This window comes from Larkinella insperata, assembly GCF_026248825.1.
Lineage (GTDB): Bacteria > Bacteroidota > Bacteroidia > Cytophagales > Spirosomataceae > Larkinella > Larkinella insperata.
Window position 1 is genome coordinate 5,275,160 of the sequence record NZ_CP110973.1, and the last position, 17,187, is coordinate 5,292,346.

The 17,187-nt window shown below is 50.9% G+C and carries 15 protein-coding genes; 5 read left to right on the top strand and 10 right to left on the bottom strand.

Annotated elements, in window-relative coordinates:
• Positions 1-100: 100 nt before the first annotated feature.
• The 5 genes from OQ371_RS21265 to OQ371_RS21285 form a co-directional block, all read right to left on the bottom strand.
• Positions 101-778 (bottom strand): DUF4159 domain-containing protein, encoded by a 678-nt coding sequence (locus OQ371_RS21265; RefSeq protein WP_374761425.1) that lies wholly within the window; start codon positions 776-778, stop codon positions 101-103.
• Positions 775-1,473, bottom strand: coding sequence for a 16S rRNA (uracil(1498)-N(3))-methyltransferase (locus OQ371_RS21270; protein ID WP_265990343.1), 699 nt, complete (start codon positions 1,471-1,473; stop codon positions 775-777). The genes OQ371_RS21265 and OQ371_RS21270 overlap by 4 nt, the downstream gene beginning before the upstream one ends.
• A 67-nt stretch (positions 1,474-1,540) precedes the next feature.
• Positions 1,541-2,110, bottom strand: coding sequence for a hypothetical protein (locus tag OQ371_RS21275; RefSeq protein WP_265990344.1), 570 nt, complete (start codon positions 2,108-2,110; stop codon positions 1,541-1,543).
• Positions 2,111-2,190: 80 nt separating this feature from the next.
• Positions 2,191-3,399, bottom strand: a complete 1,209-nt coding sequence (locus tag OQ371_RS21280) for a M20/M25/M40 family metallo-hydrolase (RefSeq protein ID WP_265990345.1) — start codon at positions 3,397-3,399, stop codon at positions 2,191-2,193.
• 201 nt (positions 3,400-3,600) lie between these two features.
• Positions 3,601-5,790 (bottom strand): glutamine synthetase III family protein, encoded by a 2,190-nt coding sequence (locus OQ371_RS21285; protein WP_265990346.1) that lies wholly within the window; start codon positions 5,788-5,790, stop codon positions 3,601-3,603.
• A 469-nt stretch (positions 5,791-6,259) separates the two neighbouring features.
• Between OQ371_RS21285 and OQ371_RS21290 the strand changes: the two genes are divergently transcribed.
• On the top strand, positions 6,260-7,942 hold the full coding sequence (locus tag OQ371_RS21290; RefSeq protein WP_265990347.1) for an LTA synthase family protein: 1,683 nt from the start codon (positions 6,260-6,262) through the stop codon (positions 7,940-7,942).
• A gap of 67 nt (positions 7,943-8,009) precedes the next feature.
• Complete coding sequence (gene mtaB / locus OQ371_RS21295) at positions 8,010-9,371, top strand: tRNA (N(6)-L-threonylcarbamoyladenosine(37)-C(2))-methylthiotransferase MtaB (RefSeq protein ID WP_265990348.1); 1,362 nt, start codon at positions 8,010-8,012, stop codon at positions 9,369-9,371.
• Between the two features lie 163 nt (positions 9,372-9,534).
• Here the strand turns inward: mtaB and OQ371_RS21300 are convergent, their stop codons facing one another.
• From OQ371_RS21300 to OQ371_RS21310, 3 genes are all read right to left on the bottom strand, one after another.
• Complete coding sequence (locus OQ371_RS21300) at positions 9,535-10,863, bottom strand: ammonium transporter (protein WP_265990349.1); 1,329 nt, start codon at positions 10,861-10,863, stop codon at positions 9,535-9,537.
• A 72-nt stretch (positions 10,864-10,935) separates the two neighbouring features.
• Entirely contained in the window at positions 10,936-12,150 is a 1,215-nt protein-coding gene (locus OQ371_RS21305; RefSeq protein WP_265990350.1) for a porin, read from the bottom strand.
• Between the two features lie 360 nt (positions 12,151-12,510).
• Positions 12,511-12,864 carry a 4Fe-4S dicluster domain-containing protein gene (locus OQ371_RS21310; protein ID WP_038117307.1) on the bottom strand — a complete coding sequence of 118 codons (354 nt, stop codon included), beginning with the start codon at positions 12,862-12,864 and terminating at the stop codon, positions 12,511-12,513.
• 185 nt (positions 12,865-13,049) lie between these two features.
• On the opposite strand from OQ371_RS21310, the gene OQ371_RS21315 reads away from it, so the two are divergent.
• Positions 13,050-14,069, top strand: coding sequence for an acyl-CoA reductase (locus tag OQ371_RS21315; RefSeq protein WP_265990351.1), 1,020 nt, complete (start codon positions 13,050-13,052; stop codon positions 14,067-14,069).
• Between the two features lie 65 nt (positions 14,070-14,134).
• Here the strand turns inward: OQ371_RS21315 and OQ371_RS21320 are convergent, their stop codons facing one another.
• Entirely contained in the window at positions 14,135-14,932 is a 798-nt protein-coding gene (locus OQ371_RS21320; protein ID WP_265990352.1) for a glycoside hydrolase family 16 protein, read from the bottom strand.
• A gap of 37 nt (positions 14,933-14,969) precedes the next feature.
• On the bottom strand, positions 14,970-15,812 hold the full coding sequence (locus OQ371_RS21325; RefSeq protein ID WP_265990353.1) for an alpha/beta hydrolase: 843 nt from the start codon (positions 15,810-15,812) through the stop codon (positions 14,970-14,972).
• Between the two features lie 156 nt (positions 15,813-15,968).
• Here OQ371_RS21325 and OQ371_RS21330 point away from each other — a divergent pair, with 156 nt between their 5' ends.
• Together OQ371_RS21330 and OQ371_RS21335 are read left to right on the top strand one after the other, a co-directional pair.
• Complete coding sequence (locus OQ371_RS21330) at positions 15,969-16,673, top strand: esterase family protein (RefSeq protein ID WP_265994346.1); 705 nt, start codon at positions 15,969-15,971, stop codon at positions 16,671-16,673.
• 2 nt (positions 16,674-16,675) lie between these two features.
• A complete protein-coding gene (locus tag OQ371_RS21335; RefSeq protein ID WP_265990354.1) occupies positions 16,676-17,167 on the top strand; it encodes a DinB family protein in 492 nt (163 codons plus the stop codon).
• Positions 17,168-17,187 lie beyond the last annotated feature (20 nt).

Here is a 17,187-nt window from a genome sequence, read left to right on the forward strand (position 1 = left end):
GCTAAAACCAACTTCAGTGCAATTGATTTATACAAATCTACAACAATTAAGCCGATTGTTAACCGAATAAGACAAATTTTTATTTTTTCTAAAATTTAATTCAGTACGCGGTTGTCGAATACTGTAACAGGTTGGCACCCATCCGTAAAGCCTGCTGACGGGCCTCCTCCGGATCATTATAAACAGATTGATCCTCCCATCCGTTCCCTAAATCGCACTCATAACTGTAAAAACAAACCAGACGTCCTTCCCAGATTAATCCAAATCCCTGCGGGGCTTTTCCGTCGTGTTCGTGCACCTTGGGCAGCCCGCTGGTGAAATTAAACTTCTGGTGATAAACGGGATGGTTATAAGGCAACTCAATAAACGTCAGCTCCGGAAATACTTTTTTCATCTCCCGGCGAATGAATTTATCCAGCCCGTAATTATCATCGATGTGCAAAAATCCGCCCGACATCAGATACCGTCTCAGGTTCTGCGCTTCGGCATCCGTAAACACCACGTTTCCGTGACCGGTCATGTGAACAAACGGGTACGAAAACAACTCGGGACTGCCGACCTCCACAATATCTTCCTCCGGAAAAATATTCATTCGCAGGTTTGTGTTGCAAAACTTGATCAGGTTGGGAATGGATGTTTTGTTGGCGTACCAGTCGCCCCCACCGTTGTACTTGAGTTTGGCAATTTTGTAGGAGTATTGCGCCCGAACGGCCGTTGTGGTCAGCACCGTGATTACCAACACCGTTTGCAGAATGTACGTAAGCCGTTTCGTCATCATATCGTATTTATCAGATGTAGGGTATGACAGGCTGCCAAAGCCGCCGTTTCGGTGCGCAGCCGCGTCGCTCCGAGCGTCGCCATGCTGAATCCGCTGGAAAGGGCCGAGTCGAGCTCCGGTTTGGCGAAATCACCCTCTGGCCCGATCAAGACCAGCGTGGTCCCGCCCGGCCGGGCCGACTTCCACAACGGTGCGGCCGATCCGTCCTCCGGTAGATGCGCAATAAACCGCTGATCGGCCGGTTGAGTAAGCACGCTGGCAAAGTCCAGCAGGGGATCGATCACCGGCAGAAACAACTGCAACGACTGCTTCATGGCGGCCACGGCAATTTTTTCCAGTCGATCGATCTTAAGCAAACGCCGTTCCGAATGTTTACTAACGAAAAAACTCAGGTGATCGATGCCCAGTTCGACCGTTTTTTCAACCAGCCATTCGATTCGGTCGCTATTTTTGGTCGGTGCCACGGCCAGGTGGATGCGGTACGGCCGCGGTATTTCGGTTGTCGTTTCCTGAATGCGAAAAGTACACCGGCGCGGATCGGCGGTTTCGATGACGCTTTTGTAACGGCTTCCCCGCCCATCGGTAACATCGATGCTGTCACCCTTCGTTAAGCGCAGGGTTTTGACGCAATGCCGGGATTCCTCCTCACTCAGAAACGGAAATGCTCCTGCATCAGGCTGATAAAACAAATGCATAAATACGGGTGAATGAGCCCCAAAACGGCTCCTCAACTGGCTTCCTTACCTTCTAAACGAAAAAGAATCAACTTTCGGATTCATCACTCGAAAATGAATACATCGTCTTGTCAAGCTCCAGGGAGTTCGAATTGAAGCGGGCAATAAAGTCTTCGATGACATCATCGGTGATTTCGTCCACATTCAGACAAACGTCGAGGCTGATGCCGTATTCAAAATCCGGATCAACTTCGATGTGTTCCTGCACTTTAACCGCTTCCGTTTCTTCAATTTCCTCAATCAATTCGGTCAGGAACAACTCAATTTCTTCTTCCAGTTCCGGGTCAATGCGGTAATCGGCTTTCCGCTCCTCTACCGGCACATAACTCGGAAAGGATTTCTTTACCTTTTCCATGGCCATTTCGTACACCAGACTGCTATGGTGCAGCCGCAGCGTGTAGATGATGGCGTCATAGATTACTTCAGATTCTCTGTATTTTCCTACAAACTGAACATGAACACATTCACCCGAGTTCAGCACCTCGAAATCGTCTTCGTCGTCCTCAACATAAATGAATGAGCTGCCCTCCTGGGTATACTGTTCCTTGAGACTTCGGATCACCGCCGGATCAAATCCTTCGTTTTTATACGTCCCCATTTAAATAATCAATTAACTATAACGAATTTGTTTCTTTGTGAGACTCCTTCTTGCTGCCGTTTGGGGCTAGCTCCATTCAATTAGAATCGTTCGGCTGTCACTTCATAAGTCTGGTAACTCCGAACAATGGTTTGAATGGCAAAATCAACCGCGACCGGAATGGCGGATACATCCGTCAGAACCAGCTGGTCCTCCATTCGGTGGATGTTTGGCATCCGGCCCCGCGCATCCATCGCGGTCAAGGTCATAACCGGTATGTTCCGGCGAACAAACCATACGCTGTCGAAATCGGCCGTATGCCAGCGATCGGGTTTAACAACCCCCAGAAACGGCTTTTCTTCCAGCAGGCTTTCGGCCGAATTCATGAGTTCATTGGTATACTCAATAACTTCAATTGTGCCGGTATGTTTAATAACCCGCAGGGTTCCGTTCCCCAACGTATCAAAATTGACGACAACGGTCCGCCCTTTGGGCCAGCTATCGATGTGTTTTTCCAGGTACGCCCGCGAACCCATCATACCCGCTTCTTCGGCCCCCGTCAAAACCACCTCAACGTCCATACCCGGCAAATATACTTGTTGCAACCGTTCGGCGGTAGCCAGGGCCGCAGCCACACCAGTCGCATTATCGCTGGCTCCGTTGGAATATCCATACAGCCAGTAGCCCAAGGTGCCCAGCAGTGCCTGAAGAACGAAATAGGCAATTAAACCGTTCCGAAACAAGACCAGCCACCGCGTTCCTAACCCGGCCTGTTCCAGGATCATCAATAATCCGGCCACCAGCATCAAGACCAGCGACATAACGATCGACAGGTGAAAACTGCCAACCCGGTCGTTGCGGTACAGCAGTGAAATGGGCGCGGTATCATAATGAGCCATTAAAATCACTTTCATGATGGGGGCGTTGCGTTCTTTGCGCCCCCCGTCTTCTTTCTCACGCCAGTGGCCGATCACATTGTGGGAGGTCACCTGCGGTGGCAGCCGGGTTACGGGTGAATAACGCCAGTTGAAAAACAGCCAGTTCATGACGATCCAGCACCAGGTCCAGCCGACGGATACCCAACCCAGCCAGGGCAAGGTAAATAACCCCACAACGACGCTACCAATCAGCCAGTAAATAACCGGAACATACGTGGGGGGCGTCCGAAAGGGTTCGACTAACACCGTAGCCTGAAGTTCGCGCAGGGCTGCCGTCAGCAAATCGATGGCCGAAGCTTCGTTGACCGTGGCCGCACCCCGATGCGGTAAGCGGCACAAATCGCGCATAAAGGTTGCTACGGTAAAGGGCATTTTTGCTCAGAATTTGAAAGTCAATTAGTTGCTTTTTACGCCGGGATGCCAGTTTTGGTTTAGCAGAACGAAAATACAAATAAGCGTATTTTTAACTAAAAATTTACGGGAATACCAGAAACTAATCCTGAGCTTTCGAAAAACAAAAGCCCGCGCCAATTGGCGCGGGCTTTATGTAGCGATATGGTTGGAAAAACTTTATTATTTTACAAAAAGCAGTTCACGGTATTTCACCAAAGGCCAGTCTTCATCGTCGATAATCAATTCCAGTTTATCAACTTCGTAGCGGATAACATCGAAGTAGTCTTTCACTTCGGTTGCGTACACCTTCGCCATCTCGGCGGCCGTCGGCAAGGCATTGGCCCGCTTGCGGGTTTCGGTCATGTCTTCAACACCTTTCTTGATGTTGCTGACGCGGGCCGAAATTTCGGCGATCATCGCTTTGATCGGCTCGGCTTCGCTGTTCATACCCAGATCAACCAGTGACTTCGCCGTTTCAGCCAGTTTGTTCAGGTATTTTAAAGCCGTTGAGATGATGTGGTTCAGCGCCAGATCACCAATCACGCGCGATTCGATCTGCACTTTCTTCACGTATTTTTCCAGCTCGATTTCGTAGCGGGATTCCACCTCGGTGTGGCTCAGAACGCCCGTACGCTCGAAGAGGTCCAGCGACTCGGGTTTCAGGTAAACGCCCAGGGCTTCCGGCGAAGATTTGATGTTCGACAAACCACGTTGTGCCGCTTCTTCAACCCACTCATCCGAATACCCGTTTCCTTCAAACAGGATGCGTTTTGAATCAGCGTAGTAGGCTTTCAGAATATCAACAATCGCCAGTTCTTTCTTCTCTCCGTTGGCCAGACGAGCATCCAGATCCTGCTTGAATTTGTTTAACTGATCGGCTACGATTGCGTTCAGCACCGTCATGGTCGAAGCGGAGTTGGCACCACCACCGACGGCCCGGAATTCAAATTTGTTACCGGTGAAGGCAAACGGTGAAGTGCGGTTCCGGTCGGTATTATCGCGGAGCAGCGACGGGATCCGGTTGATACCCAGTTTGTAATAAACGTTATCGCCTTTGTTTACGATTACTTCCGACTTGGTTTCGAGGTCTTCCAGCGCCTTCGTCAGCGACTCGCCCAGGAAGATAGAAACAATAGCCGGGGGAGCTTCGTTGGCCCCCAGACGGTATTCGTTACCGGCGGAAGCGATGCTGGCGCGCAGCAGATCGGCATGATCGTGTACGGCTTTCACCACGTTGACCAGGAAGGTCAGAAAACGCAGGCTTTCTTTTGGCTTCGAGCTGGGAGCCAGCAGGTTAACGCCGGTGTTAGTACCCAGCGACCAGTTGTTGTGCTTTCCGCTTCCGTTGATACCGGCAAACGGTTTTTCGTGGAACAGAATCTTGAAGTTGTGTTTTTCGGCAACTTTTTCCATCAGGTCCATCAACAGGGCATTGTGGTCGATGGCCAGGTTCACTTCTTCAAAAGTTGGAGCCACTTCAAACTGACCGGGAGCTACCTCGTTGTGACGCGTCCGAACCGGCATACCGAGTTTCATGGCTTCGAATTCGAAATCAACCATGAACGCGTTCACGCGCGGGGGAATCGTACCGAAATAGTGGTCTTCCAGCTGCTGGCCACGGGCGGGCGAATGTCCGAATACCGTGCGTCCGGCCATTACCAGGTCCGGGCGGGCGTAGAAAAGGGCTTTATCAACGACGAAATACTCCTGCTCGGGTCCGAGCGTCGGGGTTACTTTCGTGACATTGCGATCGAAATATTGGCAAACGGCCGTTGCTGCTTTATCAACCGCCGACAGGGCTTTCAGCAAAGGCGTTTTGTAGTCAAGAGCTTCTCCGGTATACGAAATAAATACGGAAGGGATACAAAGTGTTTTACCACCCGCACCGTTGTCCATCAGGAAAGCCGGCGAGCTGGGGTCCCACCCCGTGTAACCGCGGGCTTCAAACGTATTCCGCAGACCGCCGTTGGGGAACGACGAAGCGTCGGGTTCCTGCTGAACCAGGGCGCTTCCTTTGAACTTTTCGATGGCTTTTCCTTCTATCGTTACATCAAAGAATGCATCGTGTTTTTCGGCTGTATCACCCGTCAGTGGCTGGAACCAGTGCGTGTAGTGGGTAGCTCCTTTAGCCAGCGCCCAGGATTTCATGGCATTCGCCACTTCATCCGCAATGTCCCGGTCTATTTTACCGCCGGTTTCGATGGCCTGAGTAATTTTGAGGTACGCTTCCGGCGACAGCAGGGAGCGCATCACTTCGTTATTAAAAGTGTAGGATCCATAGAATTCCGACACCTTCTCGGCGGGAGGAGCTACGGCCAACGCTTGCCGACTTTGTGCAATTTCGAGAGCTTTAAACCGAAAGTTAGACATATTAGGTTCGAGGTGGTTTTTGAATTAAAAACAGCCAAAAATACAGATAATTTGATTTCATTTCCAAAAATTCAGCTTCATTTTAAGCACTTTTTCACAAAAAAATGCCCAAATCGCCAAAACTGAGTTTCAAGCGAAACAGTTGGGCAGATCTAAGAAAAGAACTATTTCCGAACCATATTAGATTCATTAAAGATTAAATTAGACAAATAAAAGATCGACTTTTCCATCTTTCTCATACCGTTCACGCAATAACTCGCAAGACCGATCTAAAATGGCCTTATCTTTGTTAAAGAAATACCGATTATTACGTAAGTAGATGAAGAGTCGTTCTTTATTAATTGTGACTTATTTGCTAGGCTGGTCGAGCTGGTTGGCCCTTAATCGTGTTTTGTTTCTCTGGTATCAACCGCAAACCCATCAACTGGACTTCTCTACCCTGCTGGGGATATTTGCACACGGCTTTCGCATGGATCTGTCGACGGCGGGATACCTCACGGCGCTTCCGGCTCTGCTGATTGCATTCCTTCCCAATTGGTCGACCCGAAAACTGGCCACGACACTCCGCCTGCTGACGTTCGTTGAACTGATCCTGGTGGCGCTGATTGGTGTGGCGGATCTGGAGGTTTTCCGGACCTGGGGTTTTCACCTGGACATTACTCCGCTGCATTACCTGAAATCCCCCCGCGAGGCTGCGGCTTCGGTGGCTTCATCCCCCATTTTCTTATTGATCACGGTCTTTCTGGCCCTGCTGCTGGTTGGCGATTACGCGTTTAACCGGCTTATTCAATGGAGTGTTAAACCGTTACAACCCGTCAGACTCTGGCTTGCAACCCCGGCCCTCCTGGGCGTCACCGCTGCGCTGATTATCCCCATCCGGGGCGGCACCCAGTTGGCGCCCATGAACGTGAGTGCGGTATATTTTTCCCCAACGGCTTTTGCCAATTACGCAGCCGTCACACCGCAGTGGAACTTCATTCACTCCTGCCTTGAAAGCAATAAATTCGGCAGTAACCCTTATAACTTCTTCCCGAAAGGGCAGGCCGACCAAGCCTTACAGGCGCTGTATCAACCCGTCTCCCAGACCCAATCACTGCTTGCGGTTCCGAAGCCTAACGTTATTTTTATTATCTGGGAAAGCTTCACGGCCAAATCCGTGGCGGCTCTGGGCGGTCGAACGGGCGTTACCCCCCAATTTGAAAAATTAACCCACGAAGGTTTGCTCTTCAATCAGGTTTACGCCAGTGGCGACCGCAGTGAAAAAGGCTTGATTGCGCTGCTCAGCGGATTTCCGGCCCAGGCAACGGCTTCGATCATGACGCTACCCTCCAAGGCCGCCAAACTGCCCACCCTGGGCCAGGCGATGAAAAAAGCCGGTTACCAAACCTCTTTTTATTACGGTGGGGAAACCGAATTTGCTAATATTAAATCGTACCTCTACCACAATCAGTTCGACCGGATTGTAGCCAAAAGCGATTTTGAGCGCAGCGACTGGAATTCCAAATGGGGCGCCCACGACCATGTTGTTTACAACCGGATTTTATCGGATCTAAACGCCACTAAACAGCCGTTTTTCACGACGTTTTTCACCCTGAGCAGCCACGAACCATTCGAGGTTCCAATGCCGACGGTATTTCCGGGCGACGACGAAGAGTCCCTGTTTTTGAACGCCATGTATTATGCCGACCGCAGCCTGGGTGAGTTTATTGCCCAGGCTAAAAAGCAGCCCTGGTGGTCGAATACGCTGATTATCGTTACGGCTGACCACGGTCACCGGCTGCCGGCAATGGCGGCCGACAAAATGCGGGACTTCCACATTCCCATGCTCTGGCTGGGGGGCGCCTTAAAAAGTAAACCGCAAACCATTGATCGCATCGGATCGCAGACCGATCTGCCGGCCACGTTGCTTCACCAACTGAGTCTCAACGCAACGGACTTTAAATGGAGTCGAGATATTCTGAATCCCAACAACCGCTCGTTTGCCTATTTTGCTTTCAACAACGGTTTCGGCGTTATTCAACCCAGGCGGCATTTCGTGTACGACAACACCAGCCGTCGGCTGATTTCTTCGGAAGGCCAAATCGATCAGCAGGATATTGAGCTGGGGGAAGCCTACGAGGAGGAATCGTACCAGGATTTTCTGGATAAATAAGGTAGCCCAGCGGTCGGCCGGGCAACTCGCAAGTTCGTTTGGGATAGTTTTCGTACCTTTGTATTTAATGAAAAAGATTGCATTCTATACACTCGGCTGCAAACTGAACTTCTCCGAAACATCGACCCTGTCCCGGATGCTGGAACAGAAGGGGTATGAACGGGTGGAATTCAACCAAAAGCCGGATATATTCATCATCAACACCTGCTCGGTAACGGACAATGCGGATAAAAAATGCCGGAAAATTGTCCGTGAAGCGCAACACATCAATCCGGACGGCTACGTGGCCATTGTTGGTTGTTATGCCCAGTTGAAACCCGAAGAGATTGCTTCCATTCCGGGCGTTGATGCGGTGCTGGGCGCTTCCGAAAAATTCCGGCTGGCCGAACTCCTGGGTGGCTTCGTAAAGGAAACCTCCGGCAAAGCGGTGGTGTACAACTCGCCCATTGAAAACGCCATCGATTACCATGCCTCCTATTCGCTCAACGACCGCACCCGTACGTTTCTGAAAGTGCAGGATGGTTGTGATTATCCTTGCTCCTACTGCACCATCCCGCTCGCCCGCGGCAACAGCCGAAGCGACACCATCGACAACGTGGTGCGCATGGCGCGCGACATTGCGGCCCGGGGTGTTAAGGAAATTGTCCTGACCGGCGTTAACATCGGCGACTTTGGCTTACGCCCCCAATCCGGCCAGACGAACCAGCGGCAGGAAACCTTCCTGCAACTAATTCAGGCGCTGGACGAGGTAGACGGGATTGAACGGTTTCGGATTTCTTCCATTGAGCCTAATCTGCTGACCGACGAGATCATTGCTTTCGTGGCTGGGTCCAAGCGTTTTGTGCCGCACTTTCACGTACCGCTGCAATCGGGTTCCAATGCGGTGCTGGCCTTCATGCGTCGCCGGTACAAGCGCGAACTTTACGCCGAGCGGGTGACCAAAATCAAGGAACTGATGCCCCATGCCTGCATCGGTGTGGACGTTATCGTGGGGCACCCCGGCGAAACCGACGAGGCTTTTCTGGAAACCTGCCACTTCCTGAACGAACTCCCCGTATCATACCTCCACGTTTTTACGTATTCCGAACGCCCGAACACCCACGCCCTGACCATCAAGCCGGTGGTCAACCCTTCAAAGCGCGCAGAACGGTCAAAAATGCTGCACAGTCTTTCGGAGAAAAAAAGACGGTATTTCTATGAGCAGCAAGTGAGTCGGGAAGCGACGGTACTGTTTGAAGAAGATATTGAAAATGGGCAGATGCAGGGGTTTACCGAAAATTACGTTCGGGTAACGGCCCAGTACGATCCGCTGCTGATCAATGAAACCAAACGGGTGCTGCTCACGGGTTTGAACCCAGCGGGTTTGATGGAAATTACCGAGTGTGAATTGGAAGTACAGCCGCTGGTTCATCATTCATCGCGATTCTAACATTCCTGGTTTAGTGATTCTGAGCCCACTGATTTTACCAGTGGGCTTTTTTGTCCGGTCCATCGCTTCAGCAAAAAAAGAAGGTATCCGTCAAAGACAGATACCTTCATCGAGTACAACAAAACCACAGGCAACCCCTGTGGCTCTGTCATAATATCTTAAACTAAGCGTCTACCAGGAATTCATCGTGCTGGCTGACATCCAGACCAACTTTTTCGTCGTCTTCGCTGACACGAAGGGGCAGAATCGCGTTTGTAACAATCAGAAGCAGGTACGACATACCAAAGGCAAAAACCGATACCAGTACGAGGGCCAGCATGTGCGTCAGGAACAGTTTGGTGTCTCCGAAAGCCAGACCTTCGTCGGCCACTGCAGAGTTAACGCCTTTTGTAGCGAAGATACCCGTCATGACCATACCAACCATACCACCAACACCGTGGCAGGGGAATACGTCCAGCGTATCATCCAGGGTTGATTTAGCCCGCAGGTGTGCCACAAAGTTACTGATCATACCGGCCACGGTACCAATGAAGATCGAAGTAGGAATGGTCACAAAACCAGCCGCCGGGGTGATGGCCACCAGACCAACAACGGCACCAATGGCGAAGCCCAGGGCCGACACTTTTTTGCCTTTTGATGCGTCGAACAGCACCCAGCCCAAACCAGCCGCAGCCGCAGCCGTGTTGGTGGTTGCAAATGCACTGGCGGCCAGCGCGGAAGCTCCTACGGCCGAACCGGCGTTGAAACCAAACCAGCCGAACCACAGCAGACCGGTACCCAACAAGACAAACGGGATGTTGGCCGGTGGGAAGTAAGCCGCTTCCGCGTGTGATTTACGGCGCTTCAGGTAAAGCGCACCCGCCAGGGCCGCCCAGCCAGCCGACATGTGTACGACCGTGCCACCCGCGAAATCCAGAACGCCCATTTTGAACAGGTAACCATCCGGATGCCAGGTCATGTGGGCCAGCGGAGTGTAAACCAGCAGACTGAACAGGATCATGAACAACACGTACGATTTGAAATTGATCCGTTCGGCCATTGAACCCGTCACCAGGGCCGGGGTAATCATGGCGAATTTCAACTGGAAGAAAGCAAACACCACCAGAGGAACCGTTGCGGCCAGCGGCCAGGGTTTGCCATCAAGTACGCCGTTGAACATGAAGAACGTGGTCGGGTTGCCAATGAAGCCACCGATATCTTCACCGAACGCGAGGCTAAAACCGACTACGACCCAGAGAATGCTGATGACGCCCATCGCAATGAAGCTTTGCAGCATCGTCGAAATAACGTTTTTGTTGTTTACCATACCCCCGTAGAAGTACGCCAGACCGGGCGTCATCAACAGAACAAGGGCAGCCGAAACGAGCATCCAGGCCGTGTCACCGGTATCGATACCTTCGGTGACAATTGTTGTCGGGACAGACGGAAAAACGACTCCCAACACACTGACAATCAGCAAGAGGGCAAGCGGTAAATAAGATGGTTTTTGCATGGTACCAAAAAATGGTTTAGTTGTACATTAGTCAATATCGGTCTTGAAAGACGACCGGTGTGGGGTTGCTTATTAAAACTTGTAGATGAGTGCCAGGCCAAGGGTTGCCTGCGAAGATTTGGTAAAGTTTCCGTCGCTGTCTTCAAATTGCAGCTGTCTTTCCGCACCGCTCACGGTTGGTTTGGCGTAGCTGTCGAGCCGGAATTCCGGTTTAATCAACAGGTTACCATCGGCGGCTGTGATGTTACCCGTAACGGTGATTGAGTTGACGCTCGTTCCCTGTTCATTGAAGTTACGCAGCCCCCGCGCTCCGTCGGTGTTGTCAAAGTATTCGTACCGGGCACCCAGGCCGAACTTGCTGGTAAGGGCGTAATTGGTGTAGAGCGCCACACCTCCCCAATTCGATTTGCCGGCTTTCAGCGGCTCGAAGCCCTGAAAATCTTTTTCCTGAGAACCGATGGCTGCGTTTAAACCCAGGTAAAACCGCTCGGTAACCTGGTAGGTAGTGGTCAAATCGAATACCGAATACGATCCTTTCACCTGGTTACCCAGCGAATCCGGGTTGGCTTCGTTGCTGACGATACCGTTCAGGTACACGTTCCAGCCCGCAGCTGGCGAGAAGAAAAACTGACCGATGATGCCTTTCGCTTTGTTGTTGTCTTTCCAGCTATCGACGTTGTTGACGACACCGAGCATCAACGAAGCCCGGTCGCTGAAGGCATACGTCCCTTTGATGCCGGTATGGTAGAAAGGACCGTTGTTGAATAGATTCGAGAGAGAGTAGTTGTAGTTAACCGGAGCGTCAATGACTTCGTAACCGATGTGCGTTCCAAACTGACCGGCCATCACTGCAAATTTGTCTGACACCTTCCAGTTGATATACGCCTGTTTGATGGCAGCCAGTGAGGTTCCCCCCTCCAAGGGCCCAATAATGTTACCGTAGTTTCCAAGATCAGCGTTTGGACCAAAGGTCAGGTCGATCACCGCATCGACTTTATCGGTGCTGTAACCGATTTTAGTTTGAATCAGACCGAGAAGAATTTGTCCGGAACGTTGGTCGAATACCCGGGCGGTCTTGGCAGCGCCGAGGTTGCTGCTTGATTTGGGGTTGTTGAAGTTACCGGTGTAATATGTATCGATGTAGCCAGAGAACGTGAACTTACCTTTGTTTTCGCTTCCCGTCTCCAGGGGGGCCGCCACAACCTGGGGCTTTGTAGAAGTGCTATCCTGCGCTTTAGACAATAAGACAGAGAACGAACAACATACCAACAATAAAGTTTTCTTCATAATTTTCTTTGGTTTGTTCGATTACTAGTGGGACAATTGAATAGTTTCACAAATATTAACGGCAGATATATTATTTGCAAGTTTTTACAAAAATTTAATGCATTTTTCACTAAAACACACCTATTTACTCCGTATTATCTTGATATTTAAACCTAATTTTAGCTTTTCTGACTTAATTTTACAAATACACTATATTTTGCAATCCTAAAGAAATTTAAAATATTCTGTAACTAACCCACAACACAGCTATTCAATTTAATAGCAGAATAGTTACATTTTTTACGGAGTGGCTAAACCGTATGGACAAAAAAAATCCCGGATTTTAAAATCCGGGATTTCATAAGAAAATCAGCTTTTCTGTCAAACGGCCTCAGCGTGGAGCCAGGCCTTCTTGGCGAGTAATGTTTCTTCGTCTTCCACGACATCGGGGTCGGGTACGCAGCAATCAACAGGACAAACGGCTGCACATTGTGGTTCCTCATGGAAACCAACGCATTCCGTACATTTATCTGAAACGATATAGTAAAACTCGTCGGATACCGGGGTTTGTGGATCTTTTCCGTTGACTACCGTACCATCACCAAAATCGACAACATCTAATTCCGTTCCTCCGCTCCAGGTCCATTCAACACCGCCTTCGTAAATTGCCGTGTTGGGGCATTCGGGTTCGCAGGCACCACAATTGATGCACTCGTCTGTGATCATGATTGCCATTTTGCAGGTAGATTTAAGTTGTTTGCGTGCCAGTCTGCCACCTTGAATGAGCTCCCAACACAACAAACCAGTTGCTTGATAGAATGAAACGATAATTTAACAACAAATATAATTATTTAAAGGTTGGCGCCAAACTATAATTTATTTTTGGCGGTTCAATAGAAATATACGTTACCCAAGCTACGATGAATTTAACGGATCGAATGAATACGTTTGTCCAGTTGGGCAATTTCCTGAAAAACCCCGAAAACAGCGCAGAAATTCAGGAAATAGCCCAGAGAGCTTACGCTTCCAATCATTGGTTTACTCCCGAGTACGCGTCCAAAGCCCTGCTCGCCCTTGCCGATGAATACCTGAATGAAGAAAAGTTATCGGCATGGATAAAAGGTTATAACGTTACGGTTGAAACACCTAAAAATGTGGGCGTTGTTATGGCCGGTAACATTCCGGCGGTTGGCTTCCACGATCTGCTGTGCGTGCTCCTGACCGGCCACCGGCTTTTAGCCAAGCTGAGTACACCTGATTTTGTACTAATCAGTTATTTAATAAAAAAAATCATTGATATCAACCCGGCGTTTGCCCCGTTTATTCAGATCAGCGAGCGTCTGAATCAGGCAGATGCCTTCATTGCGACGGGCAGTTCCAATTCAGCCCGCTACTTTGAGTACTATTTTTCCAAGAAACCGCACATCATTCGTCGAAACCGGTCTTCAGTGGCCGTGCTGACCGGCGATGAAACAGACGATGACCTGCAAGCCCTTGGACACGATGTGCTGGATTACTTCGGGTTGGGATGCCGCAACGTTTCCACCCTGTTTGTGCCGCAGGAATACGATTTCATCCCGCTCCTGAAGCTGCTCGAACCGCAGTCATTTCAGTTCACCAGCCACCACAAGTACAACAACAATTACGATTATAATAAGTCGATTTATCTCATCAACGGCGTCCCGCATTACGACAACGGCTTTCTGCTGCTGACGGAAAACGAGGGCCTTGTTTCCCCCATCTCAACCCTGTATTTCCAACGGTATTTCGACCAGGAAGATCTAACTTCGAAGTTATCGCAGCTCTCGGGCCGGATTCAGGTGGTGGCTTCCAAAGACGGTTTTTACCCGGGCAGCGTGGCCCTCGGTCAGACGCAGCACCCCGGCTTGGCCGATTACGCCGATGGTGTAGACACCATGGCTTTTCTGCTCTCCCTGTAAGAACAGATCGCCCTTTATCACCAAAGGTCCGAACGAGTCTGCCTTGTTCGGACCTTTCTTTTGCTTTACTGGTACACGCGCACGTAGTCGATCTCCAACCGCTGCGGCCAGATGGATTCATCGACTCCTTTCTGCCCCCCCCAGTTACCGCCCACGGCCACGTTCAAAATCAGGTAAAACGGTTGGTCGAGCGGCCACTCTTCGTAGCTACTGCCGGTTTCCTGCTTGGTGATGGTGCAGTATGGCTGGTTATCAATCAGAAAATCAATTTTCTCGGCGCTCCAGTCGATGGAATACGTGTGAAAATTCTGCGTAGCCCCCGGCACTTTCTTAATCCCCGTTTTCTCGGTGTGTTTGGTGTGGTTGTAAGCCTGGGTGTGAATCGTGCCGTGAATCTGGTCTTCATTAAAACCCACGTGTTCCATGATGTCGATTTCACCGTCGAGTGGCCACTTTAACGGTGTTTTCGCACTCAGCATCCAGATGGCGGGCCAGGTCCCCCGGCCTTTCGGCAGTTTGGCCCGCACGTCAATCCGCCCGTATTTCCATTCGGCCAGCCCCTGGGTGGTTAGTTTAGCGGACGTATAATCACGGTTTTCGTGTTTTTCTTTTCGGGCTTCAATGATCAGCAGGCCATTCTCGATGCGGGCGTTTTCCTTCCGGGGACCGAGGTAATACTGTAACTCATTGTTCCCGAATCCGTGACCGCCCACATCGTATTTCCATTTAGCCGGATCGGGCAGACCGGATTGATCAAACTCGTCGGACCAAACCAGTTTGCGGTCGGCAATGGGTAGGGTCGGCGCTGAAAAACGACAGGCCAGCAAAACGGCCAGCGAAGTCAAAGACAGTAAGGTTTTCATGGTTTGGGTCGGATTAATACCATCGTAGTCAACTCGTTCAGGTACGGTTTTTCGGCGGTGGAAACGCCCAGTGTAGAAACTGCGGCATTACCTGGCTCCAGGTTTCCGGTTCATGCCGTCCGTCCTGGACCTCAACGTACTTGACGTGCTGGCCCCAGCGAAAACCTTTGCGTTCGAGTTCCGCAATTAGGTCAAGCGTATCGTCGATGGAGTCAATGATGCCGTCGTTGTCGCGGTCGTCGGTTTCGTCCAGTGTGCCGGTTTGCAACCAGAAGGCCGAATCTGTGGGCGGTTGGGTTTTTCGGATGTGGGCGTGCATGATCCGGTCGGCATCGGAATAACCTTCGTTTAGGCCGCGCTGCCGCCACCAGAACGACCCGGAGAAAACGCCCGCTTTCCGAAACAGATCCGGATGATTCCAGACCAGATCAAAAGCCGACAGCCCGCCGAGCGAAAACCCGGCAAAAACCGCTTCCGTGGGCTGCTGGCTTACCCGGTACTGCTTCTGCACGTAGGGCACTAATTCGTGCTTCACAAATTCGGTATAAACCCCGGCTTTGGCCCCCCGATGGAGGTAATCGGCCTGCGCGGCCACCCCGTACTCCTGAATCCGGTCGCCCGCGTGAATGGCCACCAGAACAAACGGCCGGACGGTTTGCTGCGCATCCAGCGCATCCAGCACCTGCGTCATCCGGAGCCGTTCCAGATCCTGGCCGTCATTCAGATACAGCACCGGAAAGGGGTCGGGTGCGGTTTCGTACTCTCTCGGGAAAATCACATCCAGCCGAACCGCCCGGTTCAGATACACCGATACCAGCCCGGTATCGGTTTTCGTCGCTACACCGCCGGCCCAACTATTCGTAGTCGAAAATAAACTCATCAGCAATCAGTTACAAAAAAACTACCCGTTACTCGGGCTGTTCAGCACGGTAGCGCTACCCCCGGAAATCGCCCAAATTTACGGAGAGATTTCTTGGAAATTCGTAAATATGGTTATCTTTCCTCCCGAATCATCAACAAAAAACCAAACGATATTTTGCAGGAGAGCTACAGAAAATGGTACTCGCACCACCTCGGTCGCGACATTGAAATGCTGGTGTTTGGCGAGTGGGGCTACCCGGTTTTGCTGTTTCCCACCACCATGGGACGGTATTACGAAGCGAAGGATTTTGGGCTCATTGAATCCGCCCGCTGGTTTATCGAAAACCGCAAGATTAAAATCTACTGCATCGACAGCATCGACCGCGATAGCTGGTACGCCAAGCACCTTCCCCCTTCCATCCGGGTCCAGAACCATAACTGGTACGACCGGATGGTCAACGAAGAACTGGTTCCCTGGATTCAGCACGAATGCCACGTCGACAAAATTGCGGTCGGTGGGTGTAGTTTTGGCGGTTTTCAGGCGCTCAACTTTGCCTTTCGTCATCCCGAGCGGGTGGCTTATCTCTGGTCAATGGGTGCTAAGTTCGATATCAGGTCGTTCATGGACGGTTACTACGACGACAATGTTTATTTCAACAACCCCCCGGATTACATGCCCAACGCTCACAACGACCATTTTTACCGCATGCAAATCGTGTTGGGCACGTCGGAATACGATTTTTGCAAACCCGAAAACTACCGGATGTCGGAAATTCTGAACCGCAAAGGCATCCAGCATTGGCTCGATGTCCGGCCCTGGGGTGAACACGACTGGCCGGTCTGGCGCGAGATGTTTCCGCATTATTTATCAATGGTTTAGCCATGACGCCCCCGAAGAAATACGGATACGAGGATTTACACCTCCCCTACGCCGATTCCATTCAGCAGCTACGGACTTACATGGAGGAGTTGCCGGAACAGTTCGTTCTTTTTTCGGCGGAGGAGCTGACGGCCCGGAAACCTGGCAAATGGTCGCGGAAGGAAGTCCTGGGGCATCTGATCGACTCGGGGCTGAACAACCTGAAACGGTTTACGGATGCGCAGTTTATGCCGTCGCCGTTTGTGGTTCAGCGCTACGACATGAACCAGTCGGTGATCCACAACCGGTATCAGGACCTGCCCATCGACCACCTGCTGGCCCTCTGGCAATCGCTCAACCAACAGATCGTATACGTTACCGAGGCCCTTCCCGAAACGGTCCTGCAAAACCCCGTGCTGCCGCCGGATACCGCCGAAACCGTCCCTCTTTCGTGGTTGATTATCGACTATGTGGCGCACATGGGCCATCATTTTAAACAATTTGAGTTTAAATAGAATTAACCACTCATCCATTC

Coding starts and splice junctions, on each gene's coding strand:
- OQ371_RS21265 (WP_374761425.1), bottom strand. CDS start 778: ATGATGACGAAACGGCTTACGTACATTCTGCAAACGGTGTTGGTAATC.
- OQ371_RS21270 (WP_265990343.1), bottom strand. CDS start 1,473: ATGCATTTGTTTTATCAGCCTGATGCAGGAGCATTTCCGTTTCTGAGT.
- OQ371_RS21275 (WP_265990344.1), bottom strand. CDS start 2,110: ATGGGGACGTATAAAAACGAAGGATTTGATCCGGCGGTGATCCGAAGT.
- OQ371_RS21280 (WP_265990345.1), bottom strand. CDS start 3,399: ATGCCCTTTACCGTAGCAACCTTTATGCGCGATTTGTGCCGCTTACCG.
- OQ371_RS21285 (WP_265990346.1), bottom strand. CDS start 5,790: ATGTCTAACTTTCGGTTTAAAGCTCTCGAAATTGCACAAAGTCGGCAA.
- OQ371_RS21290 (WP_265990347.1), top strand. CDS start 6,260: ATGGATCTGTCGACGGCGGGATACCTCACGGCGCTTCCGGCTCTGCTG.
- mtaB (WP_265990348.1), top strand. CDS start 8,010: ATGAAAAAGATTGCATTCTATACACTCGGCTGCAAACTGAACTTCTCC.
- OQ371_RS21300 (WP_265990349.1), bottom strand. CDS start 10,863: ATGCAAAAACCATCTTATTTACCGCTTGCCCTCTTGCTGATTGTCAGT.
- OQ371_RS21305 (WP_265990350.1), bottom strand. CDS start 12,150: ATGAAGAAAACTTTATTGTTGGTATGTTGTTCGTTCTCTGTCTTATTG.
- OQ371_RS21310 (WP_038117307.1), bottom strand. CDS start 12,864: ATGGCAATCATGATCACAGACGAGTGCATCAATTGTGGTGCCTGCGAA.
- OQ371_RS21315 (WP_265990351.1), top strand. CDS start 13,050: ATGAATTTAACGGATCGAATGAATACGTTTGTCCAGTTGGGCAATTTC.
- OQ371_RS21320 (WP_265990352.1), bottom strand. CDS start 14,932: ATGAAAACCTTACTGTCTTTGACTTCGCTGGCCGTTTTGCTGGCCTGT.
- OQ371_RS21325 (WP_265990353.1), bottom strand. CDS start 15,812: ATGAGTTTATTTTCGACTACGAATAGTTGGGCCGGCGGTGTAGCGACG.
- OQ371_RS21335 (WP_265990354.1), top strand. CDS start 16,676: ATGACGCCCCCGAAGAAATACGGATACGAGGATTTACACCTCCCCTAC.